At 65.8% G+C, this 25789-nt stretch carries 26 protein-coding genes; 14 read left to right on the top strand and 12 right to left on the bottom strand.

What is annotated here, in order from left to right:
• Positions 1 to 22: 22 nt before the first annotated feature.
• From K3M67_RS02440 to K3M67_RS02450, 3 genes are read right to left on the bottom strand one after another with little or no spacing between them, the layout of a single operon-like run.
• Positions 23 to 349 carry a heavy metal-binding domain-containing protein gene (locus K3M67_RS02440; protein ID WP_285832158.1) on the bottom strand — a complete coding sequence of 109 codons (327 nt, stop codon included), beginning with the start codon at positions 347 to 349 and terminating at the stop codon, positions 23 to 25.
• 24 nt (positions 350 to 373) lie between these two features.
• Positions 374 to 616: a DUF2312 domain-containing protein gene (locus K3M67_RS02445; RefSeq protein WP_066860048.1), complete on the bottom strand. Its 243-nt coding sequence runs from the start codon at positions 614 to 616 to the stop codon at positions 374 to 376.
• Between the two features lie 49 nt (positions 617 to 665).
• Complete coding sequence (locus tag K3M67_RS02450) at positions 666 to 965, bottom strand: DUF1244 domain-containing protein (RefSeq protein WP_066860045.1); 300 nt, start codon at positions 963 to 965, stop codon at positions 666 to 668.
• A 104-nt stretch (positions 966 to 1069) separates the two neighbouring features.
• On the opposite strand from K3M67_RS02450, the gene pyk reads away from it, so the two are divergent.
• Complete coding sequence (gene pyk, locus K3M67_RS02455) at positions 1070 to 2527, top strand: pyruvate kinase (RefSeq protein WP_084439109.1); 1458 nt, start codon at positions 1070 to 1072, stop codon at positions 2525 to 2527.
• Between the two features lie 196 nt (positions 2528 to 2723).
• Here the strand turns inward: pyk and ykgO are convergent, their stop codons facing one another.
• Positions 2724 to 2849 (bottom strand): type B 50S ribosomal protein L36, encoded by a 126-nt coding sequence (gene ykgO / locus K3M67_RS02460; RefSeq protein WP_004210176.1) that lies wholly within the window; start codon positions 2847 to 2849, stop codon positions 2724 to 2726.
• A gap of 211 nt (positions 2850 to 3060) precedes the next feature.
• Here ykgO and K3M67_RS02465 point away from each other — a divergent pair, with 211 nt between their 5' ends.
• Positions 3061 to 3657 (top strand): hypothetical protein, encoded by a 597-nt coding sequence (locus tag K3M67_RS02465; protein ID WP_285832159.1) that lies wholly within the window; start codon positions 3061 to 3063, stop codon positions 3655 to 3657.
• Positions 3654 to 4784 carry a M14 family metallopeptidase gene (locus K3M67_RS02470; RefSeq protein ID WP_066860039.1) on the top strand — a complete coding sequence of 377 codons (1131 nt, stop codon included), beginning with the start codon at positions 3654 to 3656 and terminating at the stop codon, positions 4782 to 4784. Before K3M67_RS02465 ends, K3M67_RS02470 begins: the two co-directional genes overlap by 4 nt.
• 33 nt (positions 4785 to 4817) lie before the next feature.
• Here the strand turns inward: K3M67_RS02470 and K3M67_RS02475 are convergent, their stop codons facing one another.
• From K3M67_RS02475 to K3M67_RS02485, 3 genes are all read right to left on the bottom strand, one after another.
• On the bottom strand, positions 4818 to 5537 hold the full coding sequence (locus K3M67_RS02475; protein WP_285832160.1) for a dienelactone hydrolase family protein: 720 nt from the start codon (positions 5535 to 5537) through the stop codon (positions 4818 to 4820).
• An 18-nt stretch (positions 5538 to 5555) separates the two neighbouring features.
• Positions 5556 to 6551: a 50S ribosomal protein L11 methyltransferase gene (locus K3M67_RS02480; RefSeq protein WP_066860033.1), complete on the bottom strand. Its 996-nt coding sequence runs from the start codon at positions 6549 to 6551 to the stop codon at positions 5556 to 5558.
• Positions 6552 to 6655: 104 nt separating this feature from the next.
• Complete coding sequence (locus K3M67_RS02485) at positions 6656 to 7990, bottom strand: methyl-accepting chemotaxis protein (RefSeq protein WP_066860030.1); 1335 nt, start codon at positions 7988 to 7990, stop codon at positions 6656 to 6658.
• A gap of 187 nt (positions 7991 to 8177) precedes the next feature.
• Here K3M67_RS02485 and sdhC point away from each other — a divergent pair, with 187 nt between their 5' ends.
• From sdhC to sdhA, 3 genes are read left to right on the top strand one after another with little or no spacing between them, the layout of a single operon-like run.
• Entirely contained in the window at positions 8178 to 8573 is a 396-nt protein-coding gene (sdhC, locus tag K3M67_RS02490) for a succinate dehydrogenase, cytochrome b556 subunit (RefSeq protein WP_066860027.1), read from the top strand.
• Positions 8573 to 8962 carry a succinate dehydrogenase, hydrophobic membrane anchor protein gene (sdhD, locus tag K3M67_RS02495; protein WP_066860024.1) on the top strand — a complete coding sequence of 130 codons (390 nt, stop codon included), beginning with the start codon at positions 8573 to 8575 and terminating at the stop codon, positions 8960 to 8962. Before sdhC ends, sdhD begins: the two co-directional genes overlap by 1 nt.
• Positions 8962 to 10764 carry a succinate dehydrogenase flavoprotein subunit gene (sdhA, locus tag K3M67_RS02500; protein ID WP_066860021.1) on the top strand — a complete coding sequence of 601 codons (1803 nt, stop codon included), beginning with the start codon at positions 8962 to 8964 and terminating at the stop codon, positions 10762 to 10764. The genes sdhD and sdhA overlap by 1 nt, the downstream gene beginning before the upstream one ends.
• Positions 10765 to 11193: 429 nt before the next feature.
• On the opposite strand, the gene K3M67_RS02505 is transcribed toward sdhA, so the two are convergent.
• Together K3M67_RS02505 and K3M67_RS02510 are read right to left on the bottom strand one after the other, a co-directional pair.
• Positions 11194 to 11655 (bottom strand): vgr related protein, encoded by a 462-nt coding sequence (locus K3M67_RS02505; RefSeq protein ID WP_066860018.1) that lies wholly within the window; start codon positions 11653 to 11655, stop codon positions 11194 to 11196.
• On the bottom strand, positions 11652 to 12137 hold the full coding sequence (locus K3M67_RS02510) for a copper chaperone PCu(A)C (RefSeq protein WP_066860015.1): 486 nt from the start codon (positions 12135 to 12137) through the stop codon (positions 11652 to 11654). Before K3M67_RS02510 ends, K3M67_RS02505 begins: the two co-directional genes overlap by 4 nt.
• Positions 12138 to 12408: 271 nt before the next feature.
• On the opposite strand from K3M67_RS02510, the gene dnaK reads away from it, so the two are divergent.
• Positions 12409 to 14307 (top strand): molecular chaperone DnaK, encoded by a 1899-nt coding sequence (gene dnaK / locus K3M67_RS02515; RefSeq protein ID WP_066860012.1) that lies wholly within the window; start codon positions 12409 to 12411, stop codon positions 14305 to 14307.
• A gap of 103 nt (positions 14308 to 14410) precedes the next feature.
• Positions 14411 to 15553 carry a molecular chaperone DnaJ gene (dnaJ, locus tag K3M67_RS02520; protein WP_066860010.1) on the top strand — a complete coding sequence of 381 codons (1143 nt, stop codon included), beginning with the start codon at positions 14411 to 14413 and terminating at the stop codon, positions 15551 to 15553.
• 152 nt (positions 15554 to 15705) lie between these two features.
• On the opposite strand, the gene K3M67_RS02525 is transcribed toward dnaJ, so the two are convergent.
• A complete protein-coding gene (locus K3M67_RS02525) occupies positions 15706 to 16998 on the bottom strand; it encodes an amino acid permease (RefSeq protein WP_285832161.1) in 1293 nt (430 codons plus the stop codon).
• Between the two features lie 177 nt (positions 16999 to 17175).
• On the opposite strand from K3M67_RS02525, the gene K3M67_RS02530 reads away from it, so the two are divergent.
• Positions 17176 to 17325 carry a hypothetical protein gene (locus K3M67_RS02530; protein WP_198162933.1) on the top strand — a complete coding sequence of 50 codons (150 nt, stop codon included), beginning with the start codon at positions 17176 to 17178 and terminating at the stop codon, positions 17323 to 17325.
• A gap of 138 nt (positions 17326 to 17463) precedes the next feature.
• Positions 17464 to 17754 (top strand): hypothetical protein, encoded by a 291-nt coding sequence (locus K3M67_RS02535; RefSeq protein ID WP_066860004.1) that lies wholly within the window; start codon positions 17464 to 17466, stop codon positions 17752 to 17754.
• A gap of 179 nt (positions 17755 to 17933) precedes the next feature.
• Here the strand turns inward: K3M67_RS02535 and K3M67_RS02540 are convergent, their stop codons facing one another.
• Entirely contained in the window at positions 17934 to 19736 is a 1803-nt protein-coding gene (locus tag K3M67_RS02540) for an acyl-CoA dehydrogenase C-terminal domain-containing protein (protein WP_285832162.1), read from the bottom strand.
• 47 nt (positions 19737 to 19783) lie between these two features.
• Positions 19784 to 20194 carry a MerR family transcriptional regulator gene (locus tag K3M67_RS02545; protein ID WP_066859999.1) on the bottom strand — a complete coding sequence of 137 codons (411 nt, stop codon included), beginning with the start codon at positions 20192 to 20194 and terminating at the stop codon, positions 19784 to 19786.
• 119 nt (positions 20195 to 20313) lie between these two features.
• On the opposite strand from K3M67_RS02545, the gene K3M67_RS02550 reads away from it, so the two are divergent.
• From K3M67_RS02550 to K3M67_RS02565, 4 genes are all read left to right on the top strand, one after another.
• Positions 20314 to 20721 carry a DUF2946 family protein gene (locus K3M67_RS02550; RefSeq protein ID WP_285832163.1) on the top strand — a complete coding sequence of 136 codons (408 nt, stop codon included), beginning with the start codon at positions 20314 to 20316 and terminating at the stop codon, positions 20719 to 20721.
• A gap of 70 nt (positions 20722 to 20791) precedes the next feature.
• Positions 20792 to 22822, top strand: a complete 2031-nt coding sequence (locus K3M67_RS02555; protein ID WP_285832164.1) for a TonB-dependent receptor family protein — start codon at positions 20792 to 20794, stop codon at positions 22820 to 22822.
• A 12-nt stretch (positions 22823 to 22834) separates the two neighbouring features.
• A complete protein-coding gene (locus K3M67_RS02560; RefSeq protein WP_285832165.1) occupies positions 22835 to 24133 on the top strand; it encodes a PepSY-associated TM helix domain-containing protein in 1299 nt (432 codons plus the stop codon).
• Positions 24130 to 25752, top strand: a complete 1623-nt coding sequence (locus K3M67_RS02565) for an NAD(P)/FAD-dependent oxidoreductase (protein WP_285832166.1) — start codon at positions 24130 to 24132, stop codon at positions 25750 to 25752. Before K3M67_RS02560 ends, K3M67_RS02565 begins: the two co-directional genes overlap by 4 nt.
• Positions 25753 to 25789: the final 37 nt, after the last annotated feature.

Genomic DNA, 25789 nt, shown 5'->3' on the forward strand with positions numbered 1-25789 from the left:
GCGCCCCGATCCCGCAATCTTCTTAGAAGAGGATCGCCGTGCCGGAAGCCGACACCATCAGCATGGAGCCGATGGCGCCGATCACTTCATAGTCGAGGTCGACACCGACCACGGCATTGGCCCCCTTCGCCGCCGCGCGGCCGCGCATCTCGTCGATCGCTTGCTCGCGGGCGCTCTGAAGCACATCTTCATAGGCGCCCGACCGGCCGCCGACGATATCGCGGACGCTGGCGAACAGGTCGCGGAACAGGTTGGCGCCCACGATCACCTCGCCGGTGACGATGCCGAGATACTCCTTCGCGGGCTTTCCCTCCAGGCGGCTGGTGGTGCTGACGATGATCTCGGACATGGGCGCTTCTCCTTTTAGATCGGTTTATTCCATCCCCAGCGCGGCGAGATAGGTCTGGAGAATGGCTTCCATTTCCTGCCGGTCATGCGGCTGCATCTTCCGCAGGCGCACGATCTGTCGCATGATCTTGCCGTCATAGCCGTTGGCCTTGGCTTCCAGATAGACGTCCTTGATGTCGTCGCCAATGCCCTTCTTTTCTTCTTCCAGGCGCTCGATGCGCTCGATGAAGAGGCGTAGCTGGTCGGCGGCGACATTGGGTTCGCTCATGGGAATCTCCGTGCAAGTTTGAAAATGGGAATCAGGCTGGCGGACGCCTCTAATGATTGTCGGCGTTCTTCGCCACACTCTCCTGCATCTTTGCGATCTGCTGCGGCGTCGCCTCGCCCTGATGCCGGGCTTTCCATTCGGCAAAGGGCATTCCGTGGATGATCTCGCGCGCCTGGTCCTTCGTCAGTTGGCCGTCGGCCTCTGCGATCCAGTCGGCCAGGCAATTGCGGCAAAAGCCCGCGCTCCCCATCAGGTCGATATTCTGGACGTCGGTCCGGTGCTGCAAATGCGCAACCAGACGGCGGAAGGCGGTTGCAGCAACCGCATCTGTGAGTATGGTGTCGGCCATCGGCGATCCTTTCGCTGATCTACATCATCCTGTCGTGCAGCACGGATAACCCATAACGACGCCCTGGCAAGGTTCAGGAGCGATCATGACGGTCAGGAGAAGACATGACGAAGTTACCGCCCCGCTCGCGCAAGGTCCGCATCCTTGCGACCCTTGGCCCTGCGAGCGATACGCCCGAGATGATCCGGGCGCTGTTCGTCGCCGGGGCCGACGCCTTCCGCATCAACATGAGCCATGGCGCGCATGAAGATCATGCCGCGCGCATCGCGTCCATCCGCGCGCTGGAAAAGGAGTTCAACCGGCCGACGACCATATTGGGCGACCTGCAAGGCCCCAAGCTGCGTGTCGGTACGTTCGAGAAGGGGCTGGCCATATTGGAGACCGGTGCGCCCTTCATTCTCGACCGGGACGAAACCCCCGGCGACGCGCGCCGCGTCAACCTGCCCCATCCCGAAATCTACGCGGCGCTGGTGCCCGAAACCCGGCTGCTGCTGGATGACGGCAAGCTGGTGCTGCGCGTGAAGGCAGTGAGCGAGGACCGGATCGAGACCATGGTCGAGGTCGGCGGGACATTGTCCAACCGCAAGGGCGTGAACGTGCCCGACGTGGTGGTGCCTGTGCCGGCGCTGACCGACAAGGACCGGCGTGACCTCAGTTTCGCGATCGAGCAGGGTTGCGACTGGATCGCCCTGAGCTTCGTGCAGCGGCCCGAGGATCTGGCCGAAGCGCGCAAGCTGATGGGCGGCTATGGGTCGCTGATGGCCAAGATCGAGAAGCCGTCGGCGGTGCAGCGGCTGGAGGAGATCGTCGAACTGGCCGATGGCGTGATGGTCGCGCGCGGCGACCTGGGCGTCGAGCTGCCGCCGCAGGCCGTGCCCCCGCTCCAGAAGCAGATCGTCGCCACCGCGCGGCGCATGGGCCGCCCCGTGGTGGTCGCGACGCAGATGCTCGAATCGATGATCAAGTCGCCTTCGCCGACTCGCGCCGAAGTGTCGGACGTGGCGACGGCGGTCTATGACGGCGCCGACGCGATCATGCTGTCGGCCGAAACGGCCGCCGGCGACTGGCCGGTCGAGGCGGTCGCCATGATGGACAGCATCGCCCACAGCGTCGAGCGCGATCCGGGCTATTTCGGCCGGCTCCACTATACCGAGACGCGCCCCGACCCGACCACCGCCGACGCGCTGGCCGAGGGTGCTGGCGGCATTGTCGAGGTGGTGGGCGCCAGCTGCATCACCTGCTTCACCTCGTCGGGCAGCACGGTGCGTCGGGTGGCGCGCGAGCGGCCCTCCGCGCCGATCCTGGCCCTGACGCCGCGCACCGATACCGCGCGCAAGCTGGGCCTTACGTGGGGCGTCCATGCGGTCCGCACCAAGGATATCGGGACGTTCGAGGAGATGATCGGCAAGGCCCGCCGCATGGCGCTGCGCCACGGGATGGTCGAGAAGGGCGGCAAGATCGTCGTGCTGGCGGGCGTGCCCTTTGGTACGCCGGGATCGACCAACGTGCTCCATGTCGCGTCGATTCGCGGCGACGAACTCAAGGGACGCGACGAGGGCTGAGGTCCGGCCCTCATTGCGAGCGGCGCGAAGCAATCCACTGCCATTCCCCTGGATTGCTTCGCTGCGCTCGCAAGGGCGGGGATAGTTGATTCGGCGCCATCCTGCGCCAACACGGAAAGGCGCCCGATCATAGACCGGGCGCCTGCCACATGTTCATCAGGAACGACCGCCTCCCGAAGGAGGCGTCGTCCGTCGCTTAGCCCTGGCGGGCCTTGAAGCGGCGGTTGGTCTTGTTGATGACGTAGGTGCGGCCGCGACGACGGATCACGCGGTTGTCCCGGTGGCGGCCCTTGAGCGACTTGAGCGAGTTGCGGATCTTCATGGCAATCGGCCTTTGATGAATCTGGTTTGATCGGAAAATCGAAGCGCAGCCCCTATGGGCGCGGCGGTCCAAAGTCAAGGGCGGCGAGCCGGTTTTTGCCCCTATATGCTCCGCCGTTCATCCTCCATGCAGCAAGCCGATGGCTTCACGCGTTGGAGGGGATTATGTCCTCCGCGCCGTGTATTGCGCAAATGCCCGTTGGAGTGAACCCATGTCGAAGCGCCTCTTCCTTGCCGCCAGCCTTGTCCTGCCCCTTGCCGCCTGCGCGACGGCCGTGCCGCCGGTGGAGGTAACGCGCTTTCATGTCGGCGATCCGGCCCGCTCGGGGACGATCGCGGTCGAGGAAATGCTCGGCAATCCGGATGTCAGCCTGGAATTCCGCACCTATGCCATGGCGGTACAGCAGGAATGGCAGCGTATCGGCTTCACGGCCGCGCCGGCCGGGGCCAGCAGCGACTATGTCGCTCTGGTGAGCTTCCGCCGCAGCTTCCGCCCGACCGGCGTCGATCGCAGCGGCAAGCCGGTCAGCGTCGGCGTAGGCGGCGGCATCGGCAGCGGCGGCTTTTCCGGGCTGGGCGTGGGCGTCGGCATCAACCTGTCGGGCAAGCCCAAGGATATCGTGACGACCGAATTGCAGGTGCAGCTGCGCCGCCGGTCCGATTCGGCCACCATCTGGGAAGGGCGTGCCTCCACTGCCGCGCGGCAGGGAACGCCGGCCGCCCAGCCGGGCCTCGCCGCGCAAAAGCTCGCCGCCGCGCTGATCGGGGGCTATCCGGGTGAATCGGGGCGCACTATAACCGTCAAATGACCATCAGCATTTCCAGCGGCTTCGACAGCGGCAATATTCGCGTTCTTTCCATCACCGATAGCCCGGCCGGCGTCCGTGCCGAGCTGGAGATCGTGACCGATCACCAGAGCGACTTCTATCAGTGGTTCCACTTCCGCCTGGCCAATGCGGCGGGGCGCGAGGTGGAGTTGGCAATCGTCAACGGCGCGGGGTCGGCCTATCCCGACGGCTGGCCCGGTTACAGCGCGCGGGTGAGCGAGGATCGCGAAAACTGGTATCTCGCCGATACCGGCTATGCCGACGGGACGCTGACCATCCGTCTGACGCCGGACAGCAACGCCGTATGGATCGCCTATTTTGCTCCCTATTCGATGGAGCGGCACCACGACCTTATCGCCTGGGCGGCAACCCAGCCGGGCGTCGTCCATCGCGAACTGGGGCTGACGCTCGACGGCCAGCCGCTCGACCTGCTGACGCTGGGCGACGGGCCGAAGCAGCTGTGGCTCTATGCCCGCCAGCATCCGGGCGAATCGATGGCGCAATGGTGGATGGAAGGCGCGCTGGAGCGGCTGTGCGACGAGGAAGACGCGGTCGCCCGCCTGCTCCGGCACAAGGCGACGATCCACCTCGTCCCCAACATGAACCCGGACGGCAGCCGTCGGGGCCATCTGCGCACCAATGCGGCGGGCGTGAACCTGAACCGCGAATGGCATGAGCCGTCGATGGAGCGCAGCCCGGAAGTGCTGCTGGTCCGCAATGCGATGGACGAGACGGGCGTCCATTTCGCGATGGACGTGCATGGCGACGAGGCGATTGCCGCCGTCTTCATTGCAGGCTTCGAAGGCATCCCGTCGATTAGCGCGAAGCAGACGGCGCTCTATCACCGCTATCGCGACACGCTGGCGGCCCGCACCCCCGATTTCCAGACACGGCTCGGCTATCCGGTCGCGGCGGCGGGAAAGGCCAATCTGTCCATGTCGACCAACCAGGTTGCCGAGCGTTTCGGCGCGGTGGCGATGACGCTGGAAATGCCGTTCAAGGATAATGACGACCTGCCCGACGCCGATCATGGCTGGTCGCCCGCGCGGTCGATCCAGTTGGCGAAGGATTGCCTGGCCGTGCTGGCGGAAATGATCGACGAGCTTTGAATCTTCTCTCCCGACGAGAGAGGAGATGAGGGTTCAGCCGAACAATTCGGCCAGGAAATCCGCCATCGCCCCGAAGCTGCGCCGGTCCGCGTCGGCGCTGTAGGCCAGGCCCTTGTCCGGCATGTTCACGCTTTCGTCGGTGAAGGCGTGGCCGGTTCCGCCATAGGCATGGATCTGCCAGTCGCAGCCGGCCTGCGTCAGTTCCTGGGCCAGCGCCACGGTGGCGTCCGGCGGGGCGATCGGATCGTCCCAGCCGTGACAGATGAGCAGCTTCGCGGTGATCTCGGCATTGGGGAAGGGAGGTGCCTGGTAGACGCCGTGGAAGCTGACGCCGCCGGCAATGTCGGCGCCGCTGCGGGCGAGGTCCAGGACGCACAGGCCGCCGAAGCAGAAGCCGATCGCGGCCGTGCGCGCCGGATCGACCCCGTCCAGCCCCTTGAGCAGCGCATGGGCCGCGTTCAGCCGGTCGCGCAGCAGCGCGCGATCGTCCTTCAGCGCGTTCATGTAGCGGGCCGGATCGGCATCGGCGCGGGTGGCGCGCTTGCCCTGTCCGAATAGATCGACAACGAACACGACATATCCCAGCGCCGCGACCTTTTCCGCCCGGATAAAATCCGCCTCCTTGGCGCCCAGCACATTGGGAAAGAGCAGGATGCCGGGTCGGCGCGCGGCATCGGTGGAATCGGAAACCGCCATATGTTCAAAGGGTTGACCGGCGATGTCCTGGAGGATGATGGTGCGGATGATGCTCATGACTGTCCAACTCGCTGTCTAGATGCTGCCGAAACCTGGCGCTTCGCCGCGCGCCGCGGCATTGAGGCGGCGGGGGCGCCTCCAGCCGATTCGGGGACGCTTGCGCAGGCGCAGCGTGGGCCAGTCGCCACGGTCGCTGCGTTCGGCGAGGCGCATACCTTCCGCGCGATAGGCGGCGAGCACGGCGTCGGCCTGTTCCTTCAATAGCCCTGCTAGGATGATCGTCCCGCCATCCTCGACCAGCGCGCACAGGGCCGGCGCCAGTTCGATCAATGGCCCGGCGAGGATATTGGCGATCAGCAGGTCGTAGGGCGCTCGGCCGAACAGCGCCGGATGGTCCGCGCCGGCGGCGGTGACGAGGGCAAGCTGACCGGCCCCGTGGCCCAGCGCCACCCCATTGGCGCGGGCATTGTCGGCGCTGATCTCCACAGCGACCGGATCGATGTCTGACGCGATAGCATGGGCATGGGGCCAAAGATGCAGCGCGGCGAAGGCCAGCAGCCCGGTGCCCGTACCGATGTCGGCAACGTTGCGCGCGCGCATCCCCACATGGCGCATCCGGTCGAGCATCATCAGGCAGCCGGCGGTGGTTTCATGCTGGCCGGTGCCGAAGGCGCGGCTCGCTTCGATCAGCAGGTTTGCATGGCCGGGGCGTTCCGGGTCGCTTGCAAGGTTGCGGACATGGAAACGTCCGGCAGTTACGGGCTCCAGACCCTGCTGGCTCAGCGTCACCCAATCCTCGTCGGGCAAAGGCTCGACCATCGGCTTCACCCCGGCGGCGCTGGGCACCAGCGTCCGCAGCAGCTTGATCGCGGCGGGGCCGGGCTTGCCCTCGAAATAGGCGTCGAGCTGCCACTTGTCCTCGTCGTCCGGCTCCGCCTCGCTGGTCATCAGGACCGGAGGGCGATCCATCAGGGCGAAGGCGGCGATATCGCCGTCCAGCGCCTCGGCTTCGGCGCGGGTGCAGGGCAGGGTGACTTTCCAGCTTTGCGCCGGTCTTGCGACATCGTTCATCCCGCCGCCTTTAGACCAGCGACGGGAGGAGGGGAAGCATCCGGGCGTCGCCGCTCAGGTCTGTCCTTCGTTTCGAGCGGGGACGACGCTTCAGGCCGCCTGTGTCAGGCGACCTGGCGGCCGAAGTCGGACGACGCATGGCGCAGGCTGGCAAGCTTGTCCTCTACGCTCTTGAAGCCGCGTTCCAACTGGTCGATTTCCGACGCCACGACCTCTGTATCCTGGCGGATGGCCGAGATGGTGGTCGACATGGAGTCGGCGGCGAGCGCTGTTTCGTCGACGGCGGCGGTGATCATGGTGACGGTCTGGGCCTGCGCGTCCATGGCGTGGCGGATGCGTTCGGCGCTCGCCTGCACTTCGCCCACCGTGTCGCGGATGCGCTCGTTGGTTTCGACCGACTGGCGCGTCGACATCTGGATGTCGGCGATCTTGCCGGCAATCTCGTCGGTGGCGCGGGCGGTCTGGTTGGCCAGGCTCTTCACCTCCTGCGCGACCACCGCGAAGCCGCGACCCGCATCGCCCGCACGGGCGGCCTCGATCGTGGCGTTGAGCGCGAGCAGGTTGGTCTGGCCCGCAATGTCGCGGATCAGGCCCAGGATCGATTCGATCGACTTGGCATGTTCGGACAGGGTGGCGGACATGGTGACGGCGTCGCCCGACTGGCGCGCGGCGCGCTGGGCGACATCGGCAGCGCCCTCCACCTCGGTGCGGGCATCTTCGATCGCGCGGATCAGGCCGGCGGAGGTGCGGGCGGCTTCGCGCATCGCCAGCGCCGATTGTTCGGCGGCGGCGGCGACTTCTGACGCCTTGCCCAGCATCCCGCGCGTGGCGGCGGAGGCGTCCTTCGCCTGTTCGCGCAGCGATTCGCCCAGCTTCGACGCGCCGTCGATCTCGCCGACGATGCGTTGTTCGAACAGCGAGCCGTAGCGTTGCCGTTCGGCGCGCTGGGACTCGGCCAGATCCTGTGCCAGCACATTGCTCATGATGCCGATGTCCATGGAGGACAGGCGGTTGATCGCCTGCAACAGGCGCTGGCAGCGCGGCCTGTCGTCCCAGCAGCGGTCGCAGACCAGTTCGGCGATCTTTTCGTTGGATCGGGACACCGCGGTCAGCACCGCCTGCACCGGGAAGCCGTGCTTGCTGGCGTGGCGCACGCAATCGGTTGCCGTGGCGATCCATTCGCCCGCCGAGAAATTGGCGAGCTTCTGTTCAATATAACGGGCGGTTTCGGCCTCGATCTTGCGCAGCGCGCTTTCGCTCAGATGCCGGCGCAGTTGCGCGTCGGCGGCGTAGCTTTCGAAGAAGGTCTGCGCGACTAGCGGCAGCGAGTCCCGGATCATCGCATGGATTTCCAGCGCGTCGGGTGCGATGCTGTCGGTCAGGTCGAGATTGGCCAGATTATTGGCGTTCACGATCCGGAATGTCTCGGCGGACTTCATGTTAATCGGGTGCCCTTCGAAAATGCGCGAACCTTTGGTCGGAAGGAATAGCGCCCTTTGGTTAATTGATCCTTATTCCAACCATCGCCAGCACTTTTCCTGCGCGGCGCCTACGCGGCTTGCCCTCTCGCCTCTTCGCTCTTAAGGGGACGGGACTCAGGGACAAGCTTCAGGGACTAGGGTAGACATGGCGCGATCCACCAGCCGGCCACTCTCGCCGCATTTGACGATCTGGAAATGGGGGCCGGCCATGGCCGTCTCCATCATGCACCGCGTGACGGGCAACGGCCTGGCGACTGCGGGCGCGCTCGGCCTCATCTGGTGGCTGATGGCCGCCGCGACCGGGCCGGAAGCCTATGCGACCTTCGTCAAGTGCGCGACGTCGCCGGTCGGCTATCTGGTCATGATCGGTCTGACCTGGTTCTTTTTCCAACATCTCTTTTCGGGCCTCCGGCACTTCGTGCTCGACATGGGCGCGGGCTATGAACTCAAGAGCAACAAGAGCTGGTCGATCGCGACCTTCGTCGCCTCGCTGCTCGTGACCGGCCTCGTCTGGCTCTATATCTTCGGAAAGGCATTCTGATGGGCAACGGTACTGGTATCGGCCGCGTCCGTGGCCTTGGCTCCGCGCGGCACGGCGCGCACCACTGGCTGGCGCAGCGCTACACCGCCGTCGGCAACCTGCTGCTGGTGCTGTGGCTGATCTTCAGCCTGATCGCGCTGCCCGGCCTCGATTATGAGAGCGTCGTTGGCTGGATCGCCAAGCCGCTGGTCGCGGTGCCACTGATGCTGATGGTGGTCAGCATCTTCCTGCACCTGCGGCTGGGGATGCAGGTGATGCTGGAGGATTATGTCCATGACAAGGGTCTGGCCTTCTTCTCCATGCTGCTGCTGAACTTCTATGCCTTTGGCGGCGCGGCCGCGGGCGTCTTCGCGATCGCCAAGATCGCCTTCACGGGGGTCGCCGAATAATGACCGAAGCCTACAAGATCATCGACCATACATATGACACCGTCGTCGTGGGCGCGGGCGGCTCCGGCCTGCGCGCGACCATGGGCAGCGCCGAAGCGGGCCTCAAGACCGCCTGCATCACCAAGCTGTTTCCGACCCGGTCGCACACCGTCGCGGCGCAGGGCGGCATCGCGGCGTCGCTCGGCAACAATTCGCCCGATCACTGGACCTGGCACATGTACGACACCGTCAAGGGGTCCGACTGGCTGGGCGACCAGGACGCGATCGAATATATGGTGCGCGAAGCGCCGGCGGCCGTGATCGAGCTGGAACATGCCGGCGTGCCGTTCAGCCGCAACGAGAACGGGACCATCTACCAGCGTCCCTTCGGCGGCCATATGCAGAATATGGGCGCCGGCCCGCCGGTGCAGCGTACCTGCGCCGCCGCCGACCGCACCGGCCACGCCATGCTGCACGCGCTCTACCAGCAGTCGCTGAAGTATGACGCGGACTTCTACATCGAATATTTCGCCATCGACCTCATCATGGAAAATGGCGAGTGCCGTGGCGTCATCGCCATCTGCATGGAGGATGGCTCGATCCATCGCTTCCGCAGCCATGCCGTCGTGCTGGCGACGGGCGGCTATGGCCGCGCCTATTTCTCCGCAACCTCGGCGCACAGCTGCACCGGCGACGGCGGCGGCATGGTGCTGCGCGCGGGCCTGCCGCTCCAGGATCTGGAGTTCGTGCAGTTCCACCCGACCGGCATCTACGGCGCGGGCGTGCTCATCACCGAAGGCGCGCGCGGCGAGGGCGGCTACCTCACCAACTCCGAAGGCGAGCGCTTCATGGAGCGCTATGCCCCCTCGGCCAAGGATCTGGCATCGCGTGACGTCGTGTCCCGTTCGATGGCGATGGAAATGCGCGAAGGGCGCGGCGTGGGTCCGAACAAGGATCATATCTTCCTGCACCTCGACCATATCGATCCCAAGGTGCTGGCGGAGCGCCTTCCGGGCATCACCGAAAGCGGCAAGATCTTCGCGGGCGTCGACCTGACCCGTCAGCCGCTGCCCGTGACCCCGACCGTCCATTACAATATGGGCGGCATCCCCTGTAACTATCATGGCCAGGTGGTGACCAAGGTCGGCGACGATCCGGAAGTCGTGGTGCCGGGCCTCTATGCGGTCGGCGAAGCGGCCTGCGTGTCGGTTCATGGCGCGAACCGCCTCGGCTCCAACTCGCTGATCGACCTTGTCGTGTTCGGCCGCGCGACCGGTCTGCACCTCAAGGAAACGCTCAAGCCAAACGCGCCGCACAAGCCGCTTCCGGCCGATGCCGCCGATCTGGCGCTGTCGCGCCTCGACAAATATCGCAATGCCAAGGGCGGCACGCCCACGGCGCAGATCCGTCTGGAAATGCAGCACACCATGCAGAAGCACGCGGCCGTGTTCCGCGACAGCGCGCTGCTGGCCGAGGGCGTCACCAAGATGGCGCAGGTCAATGCCCGGATGCAGGATGTCGGCGTATCCGACCGCTCGCTGATCTGGAACACCGACCTCATCGAGACGCTGGAGCTGGACAATCTCATGTCGCAGGCGGTCTGCACCATGGTCAGCGCCGAGAACCGCAAGGAATCGCGCGGCGCCCATGCCCATGAGGATTTCCCGAACCGCGACGACGACAACTGGATGAAGCACACCGTCAGCTGGTTCGAAGGCTGGGGCGGATCGGGCGGCAAGGTGACGCTCGATTATCGTCCGGTCCACGACTATACGCTCACGGACGAAGCCGAATATATCAAGCCCAAGGCGCGCGTTTACTAAGAGCGCGCCGACCGGTGGAAATGCGATGGGGCGGGCCGCAGGGTCCGCCCTTTTTCGTGGGCGGAGGGGCGGGCGAAGTTCACGATGTCGCCGGGCTTTTCGGCCCGGACGCGCTCCCGACGCGCCTGCGATGCCTCCCTTCCTTCATCGTGCGGATGGGACGGCGCGCACGGCAAGGCGGCAGGAAAGGCAGTGGGACCATCGGCGAGGATAGAAACAGCGACAATAGGAAAAGGCATGGGGGGCAGCGACATACGGTTAAGCGCGGCGCGACGCCGCTCGAAAGCGGCCATGCATATGACCGTTGCGCCAGCGACCCGGAGGGCGGCCGCAGGCTAACGCTGGGGCTTCAGGCGACGGCGCGATACGCTCGGGGCAAGCGCCAGTCCAACTGCGCCGCGCCGTCTCTCCTCCGCCCGTTCCTCGGTTTCACCGGCCAAAGGGCAACAGCGCCTCATAGATGTCCAGCCCCGGCTTGCCTTCCACGCGACCGCCCTGCCGCAGCAGGAATGCGTGCTTCACGATCTCGGCCTGCTGCTCGATGCCGTAGCGGTGGAAGGGTTTGCCGGGCAGGATGGCATAATCATAGCGGCAGAAGGGGTGGCGCATCAGCGGAAGCCACCAGCGGCCCGATCGCTGCGCCTGCCAGACATGGGTCATCTCATGAATGAAATGGCCCTGGACATGCAGTGGACTGGCGCAGAAGTCGGCGCAGAACAGATCGCTGTCGGGATGGAACCACAGGTCGCCGTCAGGCGCCATGGTCACGCCTCTGGGCTGGAAGGGCCACCATTTGCGATGATGCACCCGCACCCGCGCATAGTCGATCGCCTGCCCGAAGACCGAGCCGGCCAGCGCCGCTTCCTGCGGGGTGAGCGGGCGGCTGGTCAAGGGGCGGGGGCGTTGCCGGCCTTTGGAACGGGCGCGGCGGCGGCCTCCGGCTTGCGGATGACCGCGTCGACCAGCAGCCGGTCGCCATTGGCCATCAGGAAGGTGAACTGCATCTTGCCCCGGCTGATCGCGGTGTCGTTGACGCCGAAGATCATCAGATGCTTGCCGCCCGGCGCGAAGGCGACCTTGCCCTTGGCGGGGATGTCGACGCTTTCGATCCGCTCCATCGTCGTCATGCCGTCCCTGGTCAGGCTTTCATGCATTTCGACCTTGAGCGCATAGTCGGTGATGACGCCGCGCAACTGCGTGCCCATGTCACCGCCATGCGCCACGAAATAGCCGGCCGAGGGCATGTCCTTGTTCGGCGACAGCCGCACCCAGGCCTGGTCGACATAGGTCGGCGCCGGATCGCCGCAGGCGGCAAGGGCGAGGGGCAGCAGCAGCGGCGCGGCAAGGGTGAAAAGGGCAAGGGGCGCGCGCATCCTATACTCCGTGACTGTCTCGTTTCCGGTCGATCCGCCGGCGGCAGCCGATCCGATTGCTCCGGCGACCGCCCTGTTTTCGTTTGTTTTCCGCGTTCTGCGAGTCGCCGGCCGGGCCGGTCGGCGTCAGAACGCTCTAGGTAATCGCCGCAGCTTCTTGTGCCAAGCGAAAGCGCGCCTATATCCCTCGTGCAAACGGCCTTGCCTTGGCGCTTTTGTGAGGTATGGGGCCGTCAACCGCTGAGTATATTTGGGGTTACAAGAGGAAGAGATGGCAAAAGTTATCGGGATCGACCTGGGCACCACCAACAGCTGTGTCGCTGTGATGGACGGCGGAAAGCCCAAGGTCATCGAAAATGCGGAAGGGGCGCGCACCACCCCCTCGATCGTCGCCTTCGCCAAGGATGGCGAACGCCTGATCGGCCAGCCGGCCAAGCGTCAGGCTGTCACCAACCCGGACAACACGATCTTCGCGGTGAAGCGCCTGATCGGCCGCCGCTTCGATGATCCCATGACCAAGAAGGACATGGAACTCGTCCCCTATTCGATCGCCAAGGGCGGCAATGGCGACGCCTGGGTCAAGGCCGGCGGCCAGGACTACAGCCCGTCGCAGATCAGCGCGTTCATCCTGCAGAAGATGAAGGAAACCGCCGAGAGCTACCTCGGCGAAACGGTAACGCAGGCGGTCATCACCGTTCCCGCCTATTTCAACGACGCCCAGCGTCAGGCGACCAAGGACGCCGGCCAGATCGCCGGCCTGGAAGTGCTGCGCATCATCAACGAGCCGACCGCGGCCGCGCTGGCCTATGGTCTCGACAAGCAGGACGGCAAGACGATCGCGGTCTATGACCTTGGCGGCGGCACGTTCGACATCTCCATCCTGGAGATTGGCGACGGCGTGTTCGAGGTGAAGTCGACCAACGGCGATACCTTCCTGGGCGGCGAGGATTTCGACGCCAAGCTGGTGGAATATCTGGCGGCCGACTTCCAGAAGGCCGAGGGCATCGACCTCACCAAGGACAAGCTGGCGCTCCAGCGCCTGAAGGAATCGGCGGAAAAGGCGAAGATCGAGCTGTCCTCGGCGCAGACGACCGAAGTCAACCTGCCCTTCATCACCGCCGACCAGAATGGTCCCAAGCATCTGGTGAAGACCGTGACCCGCGCCGATCTGGAGCGTCTGGTCGCCGACCTCATCAAGCGCACGATGGAACCCTGCAAGAAGGCGATGGCCGACGCCGGCGTTTCGGCGAGCGAGATCAGCGAAGTGGTGCTGGTGGGCGGCATGACCCGTATGCCCAAGGTGCGCGAGGCCGTGAAGGAATTTTTCGGCAAGGAACCGCATACCGGCGTGAACCCGGATGAAGTCGTCGCCATGGGCGCGGCGATCCAGGCGGGCGTGCTGCAGGGCGACGTCAAGGACGTGCTGCTGCTCGACGTTACCCCGCTGTCGCTGGGTATCGAGACGCTGGGTGGCGTGTTCACCCGCATGATCGACCGCAACACCACCATCCCCGCGAAAAAGTCGCAGGTCTATTCGACCGCCGACGATAATCAGCAGGCGGTCACGATCCGCGTGTTCCAGGGCGAGCGTGAAATGGCGGCCGACAACAAGCTGCTCGGCCAGTTCGACCTGGTCGGCATTCCGCCCGCGCCGCGCGGCGTGCCGCAGATCGAAGTCACCTTCGACATCGACGCCAACGGCCTGGTCAACGTGTCGGCCAAGGACAAGGGCACCGGCAAGGAGCAGCAGATCCGCATCCAGGCATCGGGCGGCCTCAGCGACGCCGACATCGACCAGATGGTCAAGGATGCCGAGCGCTTCGCCGAAGAGGACAAGAAGCGGCGTGAGGCGGCCGAGGCGAAGAACAATGCCGAAAGCCTGGTCCACACCACCGAAGGCCAGCTGGCCGAACATGGCGACAAGGTCGACGCGTCGCTGAAGGGTGAGATCGAGACCGCGATCGCTGCGACCAAGAGCGCGATCGAGGGCGGCGATGCCGAGGCGATGAAGGCTAAGGCGCAGGAACTCGCCACGGTCGCGATGAAGCTCGGCCAGGCGATCTACGAGAAGGAGCAGGCTTCGGCCGCCGCTCCGGGCGCCGACGCGCCCAAGGCCGACGATGATGTCGTCGATGCCGAATTCTCGGAAGTGGACGACAACAAGGCGTAAGCCCGATGAAACGCTCCTCGACTTTGCTTCGGGCGGACGTCATGGTCTCTGACCAGCGCGACCGTCCGGGGCGGAGCCGGGGACCGTGCGCGCCGGGGGCGATATGACTACCGAAGTTGATTATTACGAGCTGCTCGAAGTCGAGCGCACGGCGGACAGCGCCACGATCAAGAGCGCCTATCGCAAGATGGCGATGAAATATCACCCGGACAAGACCGGGGGCTGCACCGACAGCGAAGCCCGGTTCAAGGCCGTGTCGGAAGCCTATGAGTGTCTGAAGGACCCGCAGAAGCGCGCGGCCTATGACCGTTATGGCCATGCGGCGTATACCAACGCCCAGAATGGTGGCGGTGGCGGCGGTGGATTCCGGGGCGGCGCGGGCGGTTTTTCCGATCTGGGCGATATTTTCGAGACGATTTTCGGCCAGGCCGGTTTCGGCGGCCAGGGCGGCGGGCGCCAGCAGCAGCGCCGCGGCGCGGACCTCCGCTACGACATGGAAATCTCGCTCGACGAAGCCTATCATGGCAAGCAGACCGAGATCCAGATCGAGGTGTCGGCCGCCTGCGACAGTTGCGACGGATCGGGCGCGCAGCCCGGCACCGGGGTCAAGAGCTGCGGCACCTGCGGCGGCCATGGCCAGGTGCGCGCGCAGCAGGGCTTTTTCGTGGTCGAGAGGACCTGTCCGTCCTGCCATGGCGCGGGCCAGGTGATCGAAAGCCCCTGCCGGTCCTGCCGGGGCGAAGGGCGGGTGGACAAGCCCAAGACGCTGTCGGTCAATATCCCGGCCGGCGTCGATGAAGGCACCCGCATCCGGTTGTCCGGCGAGGGCGAGGCCGGGGCGCGGGGCGCGCCTTCGGGCGACCTCTATATCTTCCTGCATGTGAAGCGTCATTCGATCTTCGAACGCGACGGCACGACCCTGTTCTGCCGCGCGCCCGTCAGCTTCACCACGGCGGCCTTGGGTGGCGTGATCGAAGTGCCGGGCCTCGACGGCATCCGGCATGAGATCAAGATCCCGAGCGGCATCCAGTCGGGCAAGCAGATCCGCCAGCGCGGCGCCGGTATGCCGGTGCTGAACGGCCGAGGGCAGGGCGATCTCGTCGTCCAGGTCGATGTCGAGACGCCGACCAAGCTGACGGCCAAGCAAAAGGAACTGCTCGAAGCCTTTCGCGAGACGGAGACGGGTGAGGAATGCCCGCAATCGACGGGTTTCTTCTCCAAGCTCAAGGAAATGTGGGGGGATTGAATTCAATCTCCCCTGAGATCCGCTATTGATCCCATGCATGTTCGTCATTCCCGCGCAGGCGGCCATCTATCTCCAACGCTCTCCTCCGAAATGAGGTCAGGAGATGGATTCCCGCCTGCGGGGGGATGACGGTCCTCTTTTAGCGGAAGGGGTCAGTTGCTCTGCGCCCTGCCTAGCCCTCGCCGCGCCCACCAGTGGAAGGGCAGGCCCGCCGCCATCAGCAGGACGCTCGACCCGCTGGCGACCACGCCCGCGCCCCAGAGCGTCCAGAGTGCATAGCCCAATCCGATCAGGGCGGCAGGCACCACCAGCCTGAAGCGCAGGCTCGCCAAGGCGCAGCCGACATAGAGCCACAGGGTCGCGGAGGTGGCGAGCAGCGCCATCGCCGTGAACAGCGCCACCAGTCCTTGCAGACTGTTCGCGACCAGCATCAGGCTGGCCAGCACGGTCGACAGGATCAGTCCGCGCACCGGCGTCCCCCTCGCATCGGTGCCCGCCAGCCAGCGCGGCAATTCCCCGGCGCGCGCCATCGCAAGCGGCACCTCACCCTGCAACAGGGTCCAGCCGTTGAGCGCGCCGAGGCAGCTCACGACCACGAACAGCGCGACAAAGCCGGCCGGGCCGGGCGACCAATAATGGCTGACGAACGCGCCGAAAGGCGATCCGGTCTGGGTTTCCGCGGCCGGAAGGGTAAGCGCGATGCCCGAGCAGACCAGCAGATAGATGAGGCCGGTCGCGGCCGTGCCGATCAACGTCGCGCGCGGGATGGTGCGGGCGGGATCGCGCACCTTGTCGGCAGCGACGCTCGCGGACTCGAAGCCGAGCAAGGCCCATAATGTCAGCGCGGCGGATGCGGTGATGCCCGCGCCGGTCAGCCCTTGCGCGGGGAAGGGCGTCACCTCCGCCCGGCCGCTGCCCAGGATCAGGATGAGCAGGACCAGCACGACGGCGATCGGCACGAGCTTGAGCAGCGTCGTGGCGATCTGCGTCACGCCCGCGGCGCGCGCGCCGATCAGGTTGATGCCGGTCATCGCCCAGAGAAAGCCGATCGAACAGAGCGCCCCGACGCCGGGTTTCGCCAATGCAGGCAGGATGCTGCTCAGGTTCGCGGTCGCGGCGACGGCGATGGTGACATTGGTGATGATGATCGACAGCCAGTAGATCCAGCCGATCGCGAAGCCGGCCAGCGGGCCATAGGCGCGCGCGATCATCTGCGCCGCATTGGCGTCGGGCATGGCGACGGTCAGCCGCGCGATGACGAAGGCCAGCACCAGCGACCCGGCAATGGTGAAGGCCCATCCCGCCACTGCGTCCCAACCGAAGGGCGCCAGGCTGGCGGGCAGCAGGAAGACGCCCGATCCGATCATGTTGCCCATGACCAGCGCGATGCAGGCGGCAAAGCCCAAAGTGCGGGATGCGCCCGCGGCGGTGTCGGTGGCTTGCATGAGCGGATGCTAACGGCGGCCGGGGCCGCTGGCTAGGCCAAGTCCGCTTCCGCCCCGGAACGGAGGATACATTAACTGCAATCGCCTTCGCCCGCATTGCATTTGCGAAAACGGGCGCTGAAGTCCAGATGGGCTGCGATGCTGCAATGCAGCAAAGTTTTTCAACCGAGGTTTCCGATGTTCTCCCTGCTCTCGCTCTATTTTGCCTATCGTCGCGACGTCCTGACCGCCGAACGCTATATCGCGGGCCTGGCCAAGGGGCAGGCGCCGGTTGCGGACGACGTGACGCCGGTTCCGATGGAAGAAGAACTGCCGCTCGCCGCCTGATTTTTGCGCATTGCCGATCATCGCCCGTCCCGGCATGCCACGCCTGCATCGCAAGGCTTCCGGTCGCCGTGCAAAATGGACAGGAACCAAAATCATCGCCCGTCCGTTCTGGCGTCATAATGATGTGAGGATGATGTGATGGTTGATATGCGCAATGACGGCTATGATGACCGGACGGTGATTGTCGAAAAGCGCGGTCCAGGTCGAACAATCGCCATAGTCCTGATCGCCATTCTGGCAATTGTCGGCATTTTGTTCGCTACCGGTTTCTGGAAGGCGGACGTCAGTGGCGGCGATATGCCTGAAGTGAGCGTCCAGGGTGGCGATCTTCCGAAGGTCGACGTTGATTCGAAGGAAGTCGTCGTCGGGACCAAGGAAGCGACCGTGGATGTGCCGACGGTTGGCGTGAAGGATAATGGCGAAGAATAATCGCCACGTGCGCTGGGTTCATTCCGGCGCAGGGCGCGCGACCTGGCTTGTGATAATCGCATCCTGTTTGCGCGAATTGATGTCCCCCGCTCGCGCACGATGCTCTGGCCTTTCCGGCTCATGAAAATGGCTCCCCATGGCGACATGGGGAGCCATTTTCATGAGCGGCAATGCGGGGATCAGGCGGCTAGGAACAGGTCCGGATCGAGCGCCATCAGCGTGTCGGCCCCGCCTTCGATCTTGCGACGCAGCGATCCGGCATCGGGCATGATCCGTTCGGCGAAGAAGCGCGCCGTTACCAGCTTTGCGCCCAGATATTGGGCGTCGCCCTGTCCCGCCGCGATCAGCGTGGTCGCGGCCTTCGCCATGCGCAGCCACATCAGGCCGGTCGCGACGATTCCCAATATGTGCATATAGTGATGCGCGCCGGCCCCGGCATGTTCGGGGTTCTTCATGGCGTTCTGCATCAGCCACATGGTCGCCGCCCCAAGCTGTCCGCTGGCCTTTTCCAGCGCGTCGGCGATGGGGGCGAGCACCTCGTCAGCCTTGGCCGTCGTCACTTCCTCCCCCACCATCTTGAGGAAGGATTGCAGCGCGCGGCCGCCGTTCATCGGCAGCTTGCGGCCGACCAGGTCCATCGCCTGCACGCCGTTGGTGCCTTCGTAGATCTGGGCGATGCGGGCGTCGCGGACATACTGCTCGACGCCATTTTCCCAGATATAGCCATGGCCGCCGAACACCTGCTGGCAGGCGACCGCCACGTCGAAGCCCCGGTCGGTGCCATAGCCCTTGACCACCGGGGTCAGCAGTTGGAGCAGGTCATCCGCCGCCTGGCGTTCTTCCTCGGTCCCGGCATGGTACGACAGGTCGACCTGGAGCGCGGTCCACAGGATGAGCGCGCGCAGCCCTTCGGTCATCGCCTTCGCCTCCATCAGCATCCGGCGCACATCGGGATGGACGAACAGCGTGTCGGCCTTCTCGCCCGGTTCCTTCGGCCCGGTCAGCGCGCGGCCCTGACGGCGGTCCTTCGCGTAATGGACCGCATTCTGGAAGGCGATCTCCGCCTGGCCCAGCCCCTGGAGGCCCACGCCCAGCCGCGCCGCGTTCATCATGATGAACATGGCGGCCAGCCCCTTATTCTCTTCGCCCACGATCCAGCCGGTCGCGCCGTCATAGTTCATGACGCAGGTGGCGTTGCCGTGAATCCCCATCTTGTGCTCGATCGAGCCACAGGACACGGCGTTGCGTTCGCCGAGCGACCCGTCTTCGCCGACGAAGAATTTGGGGACGACGAACAGCGAGATGCCCTTGCTGCCTTCGGGCGCGTCGGGCGTCTTGGCGAGGACGAGATGGATGATGTTTTCCGACAGGTCATGCTCGCCCGCCGAAATGAAGATCTTGGTGCCGGTGATCGCATAGCTGCCATCGGCCTGCGGCAGCGCCCTGGTCTTGATGAGGCCCAGGTCCGTGCCGCAATGCGGTTCGGTCAGGTTCATCGTGCCGGTCCATTTGCCCGACACCATGTTGGGAATGTAGCGCTGTTGCAGTTCGTCGCTGCCCTTGGCGATCAGCGCCGCGACCGCGCCCGCGGTCAGCCCATGATACATTTCGAACGCCTGGTTGGCCGACAGCACATATTCGTCGACTGCGGTCGCCAGCACGGTGGGCAGCCCCTGGCCGCCAAATTCGACGGGGCCGTGGATCGTCGTCCAGCCGCCCTCGACAAACTGGTCGAACGCCGCCTTGAACCCGGTCGGCGTCGTCACGCTGCCGTCCGGATGACGGGTGCAGCCTTCCTTGTCGCCCACCGCGTTCAGGGGGAAGAGGACTTCGGCCGCCATCTTGCCGCCTTCGGTCAGGATCGCCTCCACCAGGTCGGGCGTGGCATTTTCGAAACCGGGGAGGTTGGCGTAGCGGTCCAGCCCGACGACATGATCGAGCACGAAGCGGGTATCACGGACAGGGGCGGCATAGCTGGGCATGATCTTCTCCTGATTATTCTTTGGTTCCCCGCACGCGGGGTAGGGGACTATCTGTCTTCGATGGTGGCCACGAAGGCGGACAGCTCGGCGATCGCTGCGTCGATGTCATCCTTCTGGCGGGTCAGCAGGTCGATCCGCGCCTTGCACTTGTCGACGGTGACGCGGCGCTGCGCCTCATGCGCTTCGTCGGCATCATACAGGTCGATCATCTCGCGAATCTCGGTGAGGCTGAAGCCCACCCGTTTGCCGCGCAATATCCAGGCGAGCCGGGCGCGGTCGCGGCGCGAATAGATGCGGGCCAGACCCTGCCGTTCCGGCGAGATCAGCCCTTCATCCTCATAGAAGCGCAGCGCCCGGGCGGTCACGCCGAATTCCTCCGAAAGGTCGGTGATGCTGTAGCTCTGCCGTTCGCTGTGGTCTGGCAGTTCGATGCCGGCGATGCTGCTGCGCTTGTCCATGATGCCGATGTAGCCCTGCTTTACGTTTACGTCAAGGTTAGTGAGGTGAGAGGCCCAGCGCGCTCTCCCGGTCCTTTTGCCTTAGTGACAGGCAGCGGCCAAGCCGCTACGGCGACGGAATGATGGGGGCGGTCAGACAGAGCGAAAGCGCGCGCGGCTTGCTGGCCGCACTCGCGCTGCTCGTGCTGGCGATCCAGCTGGTCGCGCCATCGGGCTTCATGCCGGTGCGTACCGAGAAGGGCGTCGTCGTGACGCTCTGCACCGGGCAGGGCGCGGTCAATGTCGTCGTGCCGCGCGGCGATGCGCCGGGCAAACATGGCCAGCCCGACGATGGCATGGCGGGCCAGCAACATTGCCCCTTCGGCGCGTCGGTCCAGCCGCTGGTGCCGCCTCTGGTGGCCGCCGACCTGCCGCTCCCAGCCTGGCAACTGGCCTTCGGGCCGATCGCCTTCGCGCTCAAGACCGGGGTCATCGCGCACCTTGCCGCGCCGCCGCCGCCATCATCGGGGCCGCCGGCCACTTTCTGAAATCCCTTGTCCGGTCGCGCCGCCAGCCGGCGCGCGCCGCCTTACGCCTTTTTCAGAAAGTCCTATCCTTATGCGTCCCATCCATGTCGCGCGCAGCCTGCCGCTGTGCGCTCTCATCCTGTCCGCCACCCCGGCCTTCGCCGACGAAGCCGAACAGGGTGGCATCATCGTCACCGCCAGCCCGATCGTAGAAGCGGCGGCCGCCCGCGTCCAAAAGACCCCTGGTGGCGTCGATATCGTCGCGGCGGAAGCGTTTGAAATCCGGCTCGCCGTTTCCCTGCGCGACGCGCTGGCCTTCTCGCCTGGCGTCTATACCCAGCCGCGCTTCGGGCAGGAGGTCCGCATCTCGATTCGCGGATCGGGCCTGTCGCGCGGCTATCATATGCGCGGCCTCACCTTGTTGCAGGACGGCATCCCGATCAACGCCGCCGACGACAATGGCGATTTCCAGGAGCTGGACCCGCAGGTCTTCCAGCATCTGGAGGTTTATCGCGGCGCCAATGCGTTGCGGTTCGGGGGATCGACGCTGGGCGGCGCAATCAACGCGGTGACGCTGACCGGGCGCAGCGCGCCGGGCGCGGAAGTCCGCATCGATGGCGGCAGTTTCGACACGGTCCGCGGCAAGATCGCCTATGGTTATGCCGATGACCATGGCGACGCCTGGGCCGCGCTGACCGCCGACCGTTCCGACAGCGATCGCGCCCATGGGGATCGCAAAGCGCTGCGCTTCAACGGCAATGTCGGGCTGAAGCTCTCGGACAGCGTCGAGATGCGCTTCTATGCCAGCGCGCAGACGATCCGCCAGAAACTGGCCGGAGCGCTGAGCGAGAAGGATGTGTTGGCCAATCCCGCCAAAGGAAACTTCGTCCTCGACCAGGCGCGTGACATTGATTCCATCCGCCTCCAGAACCGCACCACCATCGACCTGGAAAAGGGGCAGCTGGCGTTCGGTGCCTTCTTCAACGCCAAGGCGCTCGACCATCCCATCTATCAGGTGATTGACCAGAAGTCGCAGGTCTGGGGTCTGTTCTCCAGTCTCGACCTGGCCGGCGACCTGGCTGGCCTGCCGGTGGAACTGACCCTGGGCAGCCAGGCGCGCTTCGGCAGCGGCACGTCCCGGCAGTTCGTCAATCTCGGCGGCCGGTCTGGAGCGCTCACCGCCCATCAGCAGGTCCGGGCGCAGACGATCAACAGCTATGGCGAAGCGCGCATCGCCCCCTTGCCCGGCCTCTGGCTGATCGCGGGCGGCCTCTACACCCAAGGCGAGCGCCGGATCGACAATCGCCTTGTCCCCGCGCGCAGCGGCGACGCGCGCTTCGACGCCTTCGCGCCCAAGCTGGGCCTGCTCTACCAGCCCGTGGAGGCGGCGCAATTCTATGCCAATTACAGCCGTTCGGTCGAACTGCCGGGCTTTGGCGAACTCAGCCAGACGCCGGCGGGCGGCGCGCCGGGCTTCACCCCCGTCGGCGCGCAACGGGCATGGACGGCGGAGATCGGCACGCGCGGCCGGATCGGCATCGTCGGCTGGGACGTCAGCCTCTATCGCGCCGACATCCAGGGGGAGATGTTGCAATATAGCGTGGTCGCGGGCGTCATTCCGGCCGCGACCTTCAATGCCGATCGGACCCGCCACCAAGGCGTGGAAGCCGGACTGGACCTGACCCTGACGCCATGGGCGATGCTGCGACAGGTCTATGGCTATAGCGACTTTCGCTTCCGTGACGATGTGCAGTTCGGCGACAACCGCCTGCCGGTCGTGCCGCGCCATTTCTACCGGGCGGAGCTGAAACTGGGCACCGAGCGGCTGAGTCTCGCCCCGGCGGTGGAGTGGCTGCCGCAGGGTGCATGGGTCGATTATGCCAACACGAAGCGGGTGGACGGCTATGCGCTGCTTAATATCACGGCGCAGGCGCAGGTGCGCGATGGCCTCACCCTGTTCCTCGACGCGCGCAACCTGACCAACGAGCGCGCGGTCGGCGACATCAGCGCGCTGGTCCGCTATACGCGCGACACCCCCGCCACCGCCGCCGACGAAGGCAGCGTCGCTTTCTATCCCGTCGAACGCCGCGCCGTCTACGCGGGCGTCCGCGCGCGCTTCTGACGGGGGCCGGTGATGACGCAAGGGAATGTCTATCGGGCGATCTGGCGCTGGCATTTCTATGCCGGGCTGATCGTCCTGCCCGTGCTGGCGCTGATGGCAGTGACGGGCGCGCTTTATCTCTACAAGCCTCAGATCGAGGCCATGCTCTATCCGGTGCAGACGCCCGCGCATAGCGGACAGGCGATGTTGCCCGCTTCGCAGATCATCGCGAATGTGGAACGACATGCCGGCGGCAAGGCCAGCCAACTGCTCCGCCCGGCCGACGGCACGCAAAGCTGGCGCGTCACGACAGGGTCGGCGAACGGCGATTCAGTCGTGAATTTCGTTGATGCATTTGACGGCCGTGTCCTAGGCCAGATGCATGACGGCGGCGCGATGCAGGTGATCCGCGACCTGCACAGCCTGGCGTTGACCGGCCCGGTCGGCAACCGACTGGTGGAGGTGGTGGCGGGCTGGGCGATCCTGCTTTGCATTACCGGCCTATATCTGCGCTGGCCCCGGCGCGGACAGCCCGCGCTGACGATCCGGGGCAGGCCCGCAACGCGGCTGTTCTGGCGGAACGTTCACGGTACGCTGGGCTTTACGTCGGCGGCGATCATCCTGTTCCTGGCGGTGACGGGAATGCCCTGGACCCAGGTCTGGGGCGGCGGGCTGCGTGCGATCATCGCCGCCAATGGGGCGGGGCGTCCGCAGATGAAGGTCAATCCCTGGGCGCCGCAGGCGAAAGCGGTATTGCCCTGGACCCTGCGCGAGCGCGGCGGCCCGGCCGGCACGCCGGGGGACATCGGCGTCGATGCGGTGGCCGGCGTCGCCGCGCGACGCGGCCTGGTATCGGGCTATCAGTTGTTTCTGCCTGCCAGTCCCGGCGCGCCCTATCTGGTCAGCGCGATCACCATCCGCGCCGATGACGCCCGCGTCCTCACCATCGCCGCCGCTGACGGGGCGGTGGTGCAGGATGTCGACTGGCGGCAGTTCGGGGCTGGGGCGAGGATGGTGGAATGGGGAGTCTCCACCCATATGGGCCAGCAATATGGCGAGCCAAATCGCCTGCTGATGCTGGCGGGCTGCCTGTGTCTGCTGCTGCTCTGCCTGACCGCGCCGATCCTCTGGTGGAAGCGCGGCCTGTCCACGCCGCCGCCGGCCAGCCCCGGCGCGCTGCGGGCGGTGGCGGGGGTGATGCTGGCGCTGGGTCTGCTGTTTCCGCTCACCGGTCTCAGCATGATCGCCGCGCTTCTGGGCGAAGCCCTGGCGCGGTGGATGCGGCCGGCCTGGTTTCCTTTCGATCCGGGAAGGACTATGGGGCGACCATGATCCGTCTTTCCGGCCTGAAACTGCCCCTCGACCATCCGGCCGAGGCGATGCCCGTCGCCATTTGCGAACGCCTCGGACTCGAACCGCAGGACTTGCGCGGCCACAGCGTCGTGCGGCGCGGCAATGACGCCCGGCGCAGGACCGCTATTCAGCTGGTCTATACGGTCGACCTGGATCTGACCGACGAGGCCGGGGTGCTGGAGCGGTTCGCGAACGACCATGACGTCCGTCCCACCCCCGACACGCGCTACAGGTTCGTCGCCCATGTCCCCGAAGGCTGGCAGGGCAAGCGGCCGGTGGTGATCGGTGCCGGGCCATGCGGCCTGTTCGCGGGCCTCATCCTGGCGCAGATGGGTTTCCGGCCTATCATCCTCGATCGCGGCAAAGTGGTGCGCGAGCGGACCAAGGATACGTGGGGGCTGTGGCGCCGCGCGGAGCTGAACCCGGACAGCAATGTCCAGTTCGGCGAGGGCGGGGCGGGCACCTTTTCCGACGGCAAGCTCTATTGCCGGGTGAAGGATCCGCGCTTCCTGGGCCGCAAGGTGCTGGAGGAATTCGTCGCGGCGGGCGCGCCCGACGACATTCTCTGGGAAGCGCATCCCCATATCGGCACCTTCCGCCTCGTTTCGATGGTCGAATCGATGCGGCGCCAGATCGAATCGCTGGGCGGCGAATATCGCTGGCAGCACCGTGTCGACGATCTGGTGCTGGAGCGGCAGGGCGACGGCACGCAGCAGTTGCGCGGCCTTGTCCTCCACGACGGCAGCGTGATCGAGGCCGACCATGTCGTCCTGGCGGTCGGCCACAGCGCACGGCCGACCTTCGAGATGCTGCACCGCCGGGCCGTCCATATGGAGGCCAAGCCCTTTTCGATCGGCGTTCGCATCGAGCATCCGCAAAGCTGGATCGACCGCGCCCGATATGGCAATTGCGCGGGCCATCCGGACCTGGGCGCGGCGGCCTACAGCCTGGCCCATCATTGCGCCAATGGCCGCACCGTCTACAGCTTCTGCATGTGTCCGGGCGGGCGGGTGGTGGCCGCGACCTCGGAGGAAGGCCGCGTCGTCACCAACGGCATGAGCCAGTATAGCCGCGCCGAGTTCAACGCCAATAGCGGGCTGGTGGTCGGGATCGACTCGGCGCGCGACTATCCCGGCGGGCCACTGGCAGGCATCGATTTCCAGCGCCACTGGGAAAGCCTGGCCTATGTCGCGGGCGGTTCCTCCTACTGGGCGCCGGGGCAGACGGTGGGCGACTTCCTGGCCGGGCGGCCGTCGACCGCGCTGGGATCGGTCACGCCGTCATATAAACCGGGCGTCACGCCGACCGACTTGTCCCAATGCCTGCCCGGCTTCGTGATCGAAGCGTTCCGCGAGGCGCTGCCGGTCTTTGGCCGCCAGCTCGCCAACTACGATCATCCCGATGCGGTGATGACGGGCGTCGAAACCCGCACATCCTCCCCATTGCGCATCACGCGCGGCAAGGATTTCCAGAGCCTCAACGTCGCCGGCCTCTACCCGGCGGGTGAGGGCGCCGGCTATGCCGGGGGCATACTTTCAGCCGCGATCGACGGCATCAAGGTAGCGGAGGGCGTGGCGCTGGCGATCACCGCCGGCTGACTTTATCCCGTAATATCGCCGTAACGGGCGTGCCGCC

The organism is Sphingobium sp. V4 (assembly GCF_029590555.1).
In the GTDB taxonomy this organism is placed as follows: domain Bacteria; phylum Pseudomonadota; class Alphaproteobacteria; order Sphingomonadales; family Sphingomonadaceae; genus Sphingobium.

Bases quoted from the DNA above. Each gene is read 5' to 3' on its own strand.
- K3M67_RS02440 (WP_285832158.1), bottom strand. From the start codon at position 349: ATGTCCGAGATCATCGTCAGCACCACCAGCCGCCTGGAGGGAAAGCCC.
- K3M67_RS02445 (WP_066860048.1), bottom strand. From the start codon at position 616: ATGAGCGAACCCAATGTCGCCGCCGACCAGCTACGCCTCTTCATCGAG.
- K3M67_RS02450 (WP_066860045.1), bottom strand. From the start codon at position 965: ATGGCCGACACCATACTCACAGATGCGGTTGCTGCAACCGCCTTCCGC.
- pyk (WP_084439109.1), top strand. From the start codon at position 1,070: ATGACGAAGTTACCGCCCCGCTCGCGCAAGGTCCGCATCCTTGCGACC.
- ykgO (WP_004210176.1), bottom strand. From the start codon at position 2,849: ATGAAGATCCGCAACTCGCTCAAGTCGCTCAAGGGCCGCCACCGGGAC.
- K3M67_RS02465 (WP_285832159.1), top strand. From the start codon at position 3,061: ATGTCGAAGCGCCTCTTCCTTGCCGCCAGCCTTGTCCTGCCCCTTGCC.
- K3M67_RS02470 (WP_066860039.1), top strand. From the start codon at position 3,654: ATGACCATCAGCATTTCCAGCGGCTTCGACAGCGGCAATATTCGCGTT.
- K3M67_RS02475 (WP_285832160.1), bottom strand. From the start codon at position 5,537: ATGAGCATCATCCGCACCATCATCCTCCAGGACATCGCCGGTCAACCC.
- K3M67_RS02480 (WP_066860033.1), bottom strand. From the start codon at position 6,551: ATGAACGATGTCGCAAGACCGGCGCAAAGCTGGAAAGTCACCCTGCCC.
- K3M67_RS02485 (WP_066860030.1), bottom strand. From the start codon at position 7,990: ATGAAGTCCGCCGAGACATTCCGGATCGTGAACGCCAATAATCTGGCC.
- sdhC (WP_066860027.1), top strand. From the start codon at position 8,178: ATGGCGCGATCCACCAGCCGGCCACTCTCGCCGCATTTGACGATCTGG.
- sdhD (WP_066860024.1), top strand. From the start codon at position 8,573: ATGGGCAACGGTACTGGTATCGGCCGCGTCCGTGGCCTTGGCTCCGCG.
- sdhA (WP_066860021.1), top strand. From the start codon at position 8,962: ATGACCGAAGCCTACAAGATCATCGACCATACATATGACACCGTCGTC.
- K3M67_RS02510 (WP_066860015.1), bottom strand. From the start codon at position 12,137: ATGCGCGCGCCCCTTGCCCTTTTCACCCTTGCCGCGCCGCTGCTGCTG.
- dnaK (WP_066860012.1), top strand. From the start codon at position 12,409: ATGGCAAAAGTTATCGGGATCGACCTGGGCACCACCAACAGCTGTGTC.
- dnaJ (WP_066860010.1), top strand. From the start codon at position 14,411: ATGACTACCGAAGTTGATTATTACGAGCTGCTCGAAGTCGAGCGCACG.
- K3M67_RS02525 (WP_285832161.1), bottom strand. From the start codon at position 16,998: ATGCAAGCCACCGACACCGCCGCGGGCGCATCCCGCACTTTGGGCTTT.
- K3M67_RS02530 (WP_198162933.1), top strand. From the start codon at position 17,176: ATGTTCTCCCTGCTCTCGCTCTATTTTGCCTATCGTCGCGACGTCCTG.
- K3M67_RS02535 (WP_066860004.1), top strand. From the start codon at position 17,464: ATGGTTGATATGCGCAATGACGGCTATGATGACCGGACGGTGATTGTC.
- K3M67_RS02540 (WP_285832162.1), bottom strand. From the start codon at position 19,736: ATGCCCAGCTATGCCGCCCCTGTCCGTGATACCCGCTTCGTGCTCGAT.
- K3M67_RS02545 (WP_066859999.1), bottom strand. From the start codon at position 20,194: ATGGACAAGCGCAGCAGCATCGCCGGCATCGAACTGCCAGACCACAGC.
- K3M67_RS02550 (WP_285832163.1), top strand. From the start codon at position 20,314: ATGATGGGGGCGGTCAGACAGAGCGAAAGCGCGCGCGGCTTGCTGGCC.
- K3M67_RS02555 (WP_285832164.1), top strand. From the start codon at position 20,792: ATGCGTCCCATCCATGTCGCGCGCAGCCTGCCGCTGTGCGCTCTCATC.
- K3M67_RS02560 (WP_285832165.1), top strand. From the start codon at position 22,835: ATGACGCAAGGGAATGTCTATCGGGCGATCTGGCGCTGGCATTTCTAT.
- K3M67_RS02565 (WP_285832166.1), top strand. From the start codon at position 24,130: ATGATCCGTCTTTCCGGCCTGAAACTGCCCCTCGACCATCCGGCCGAG.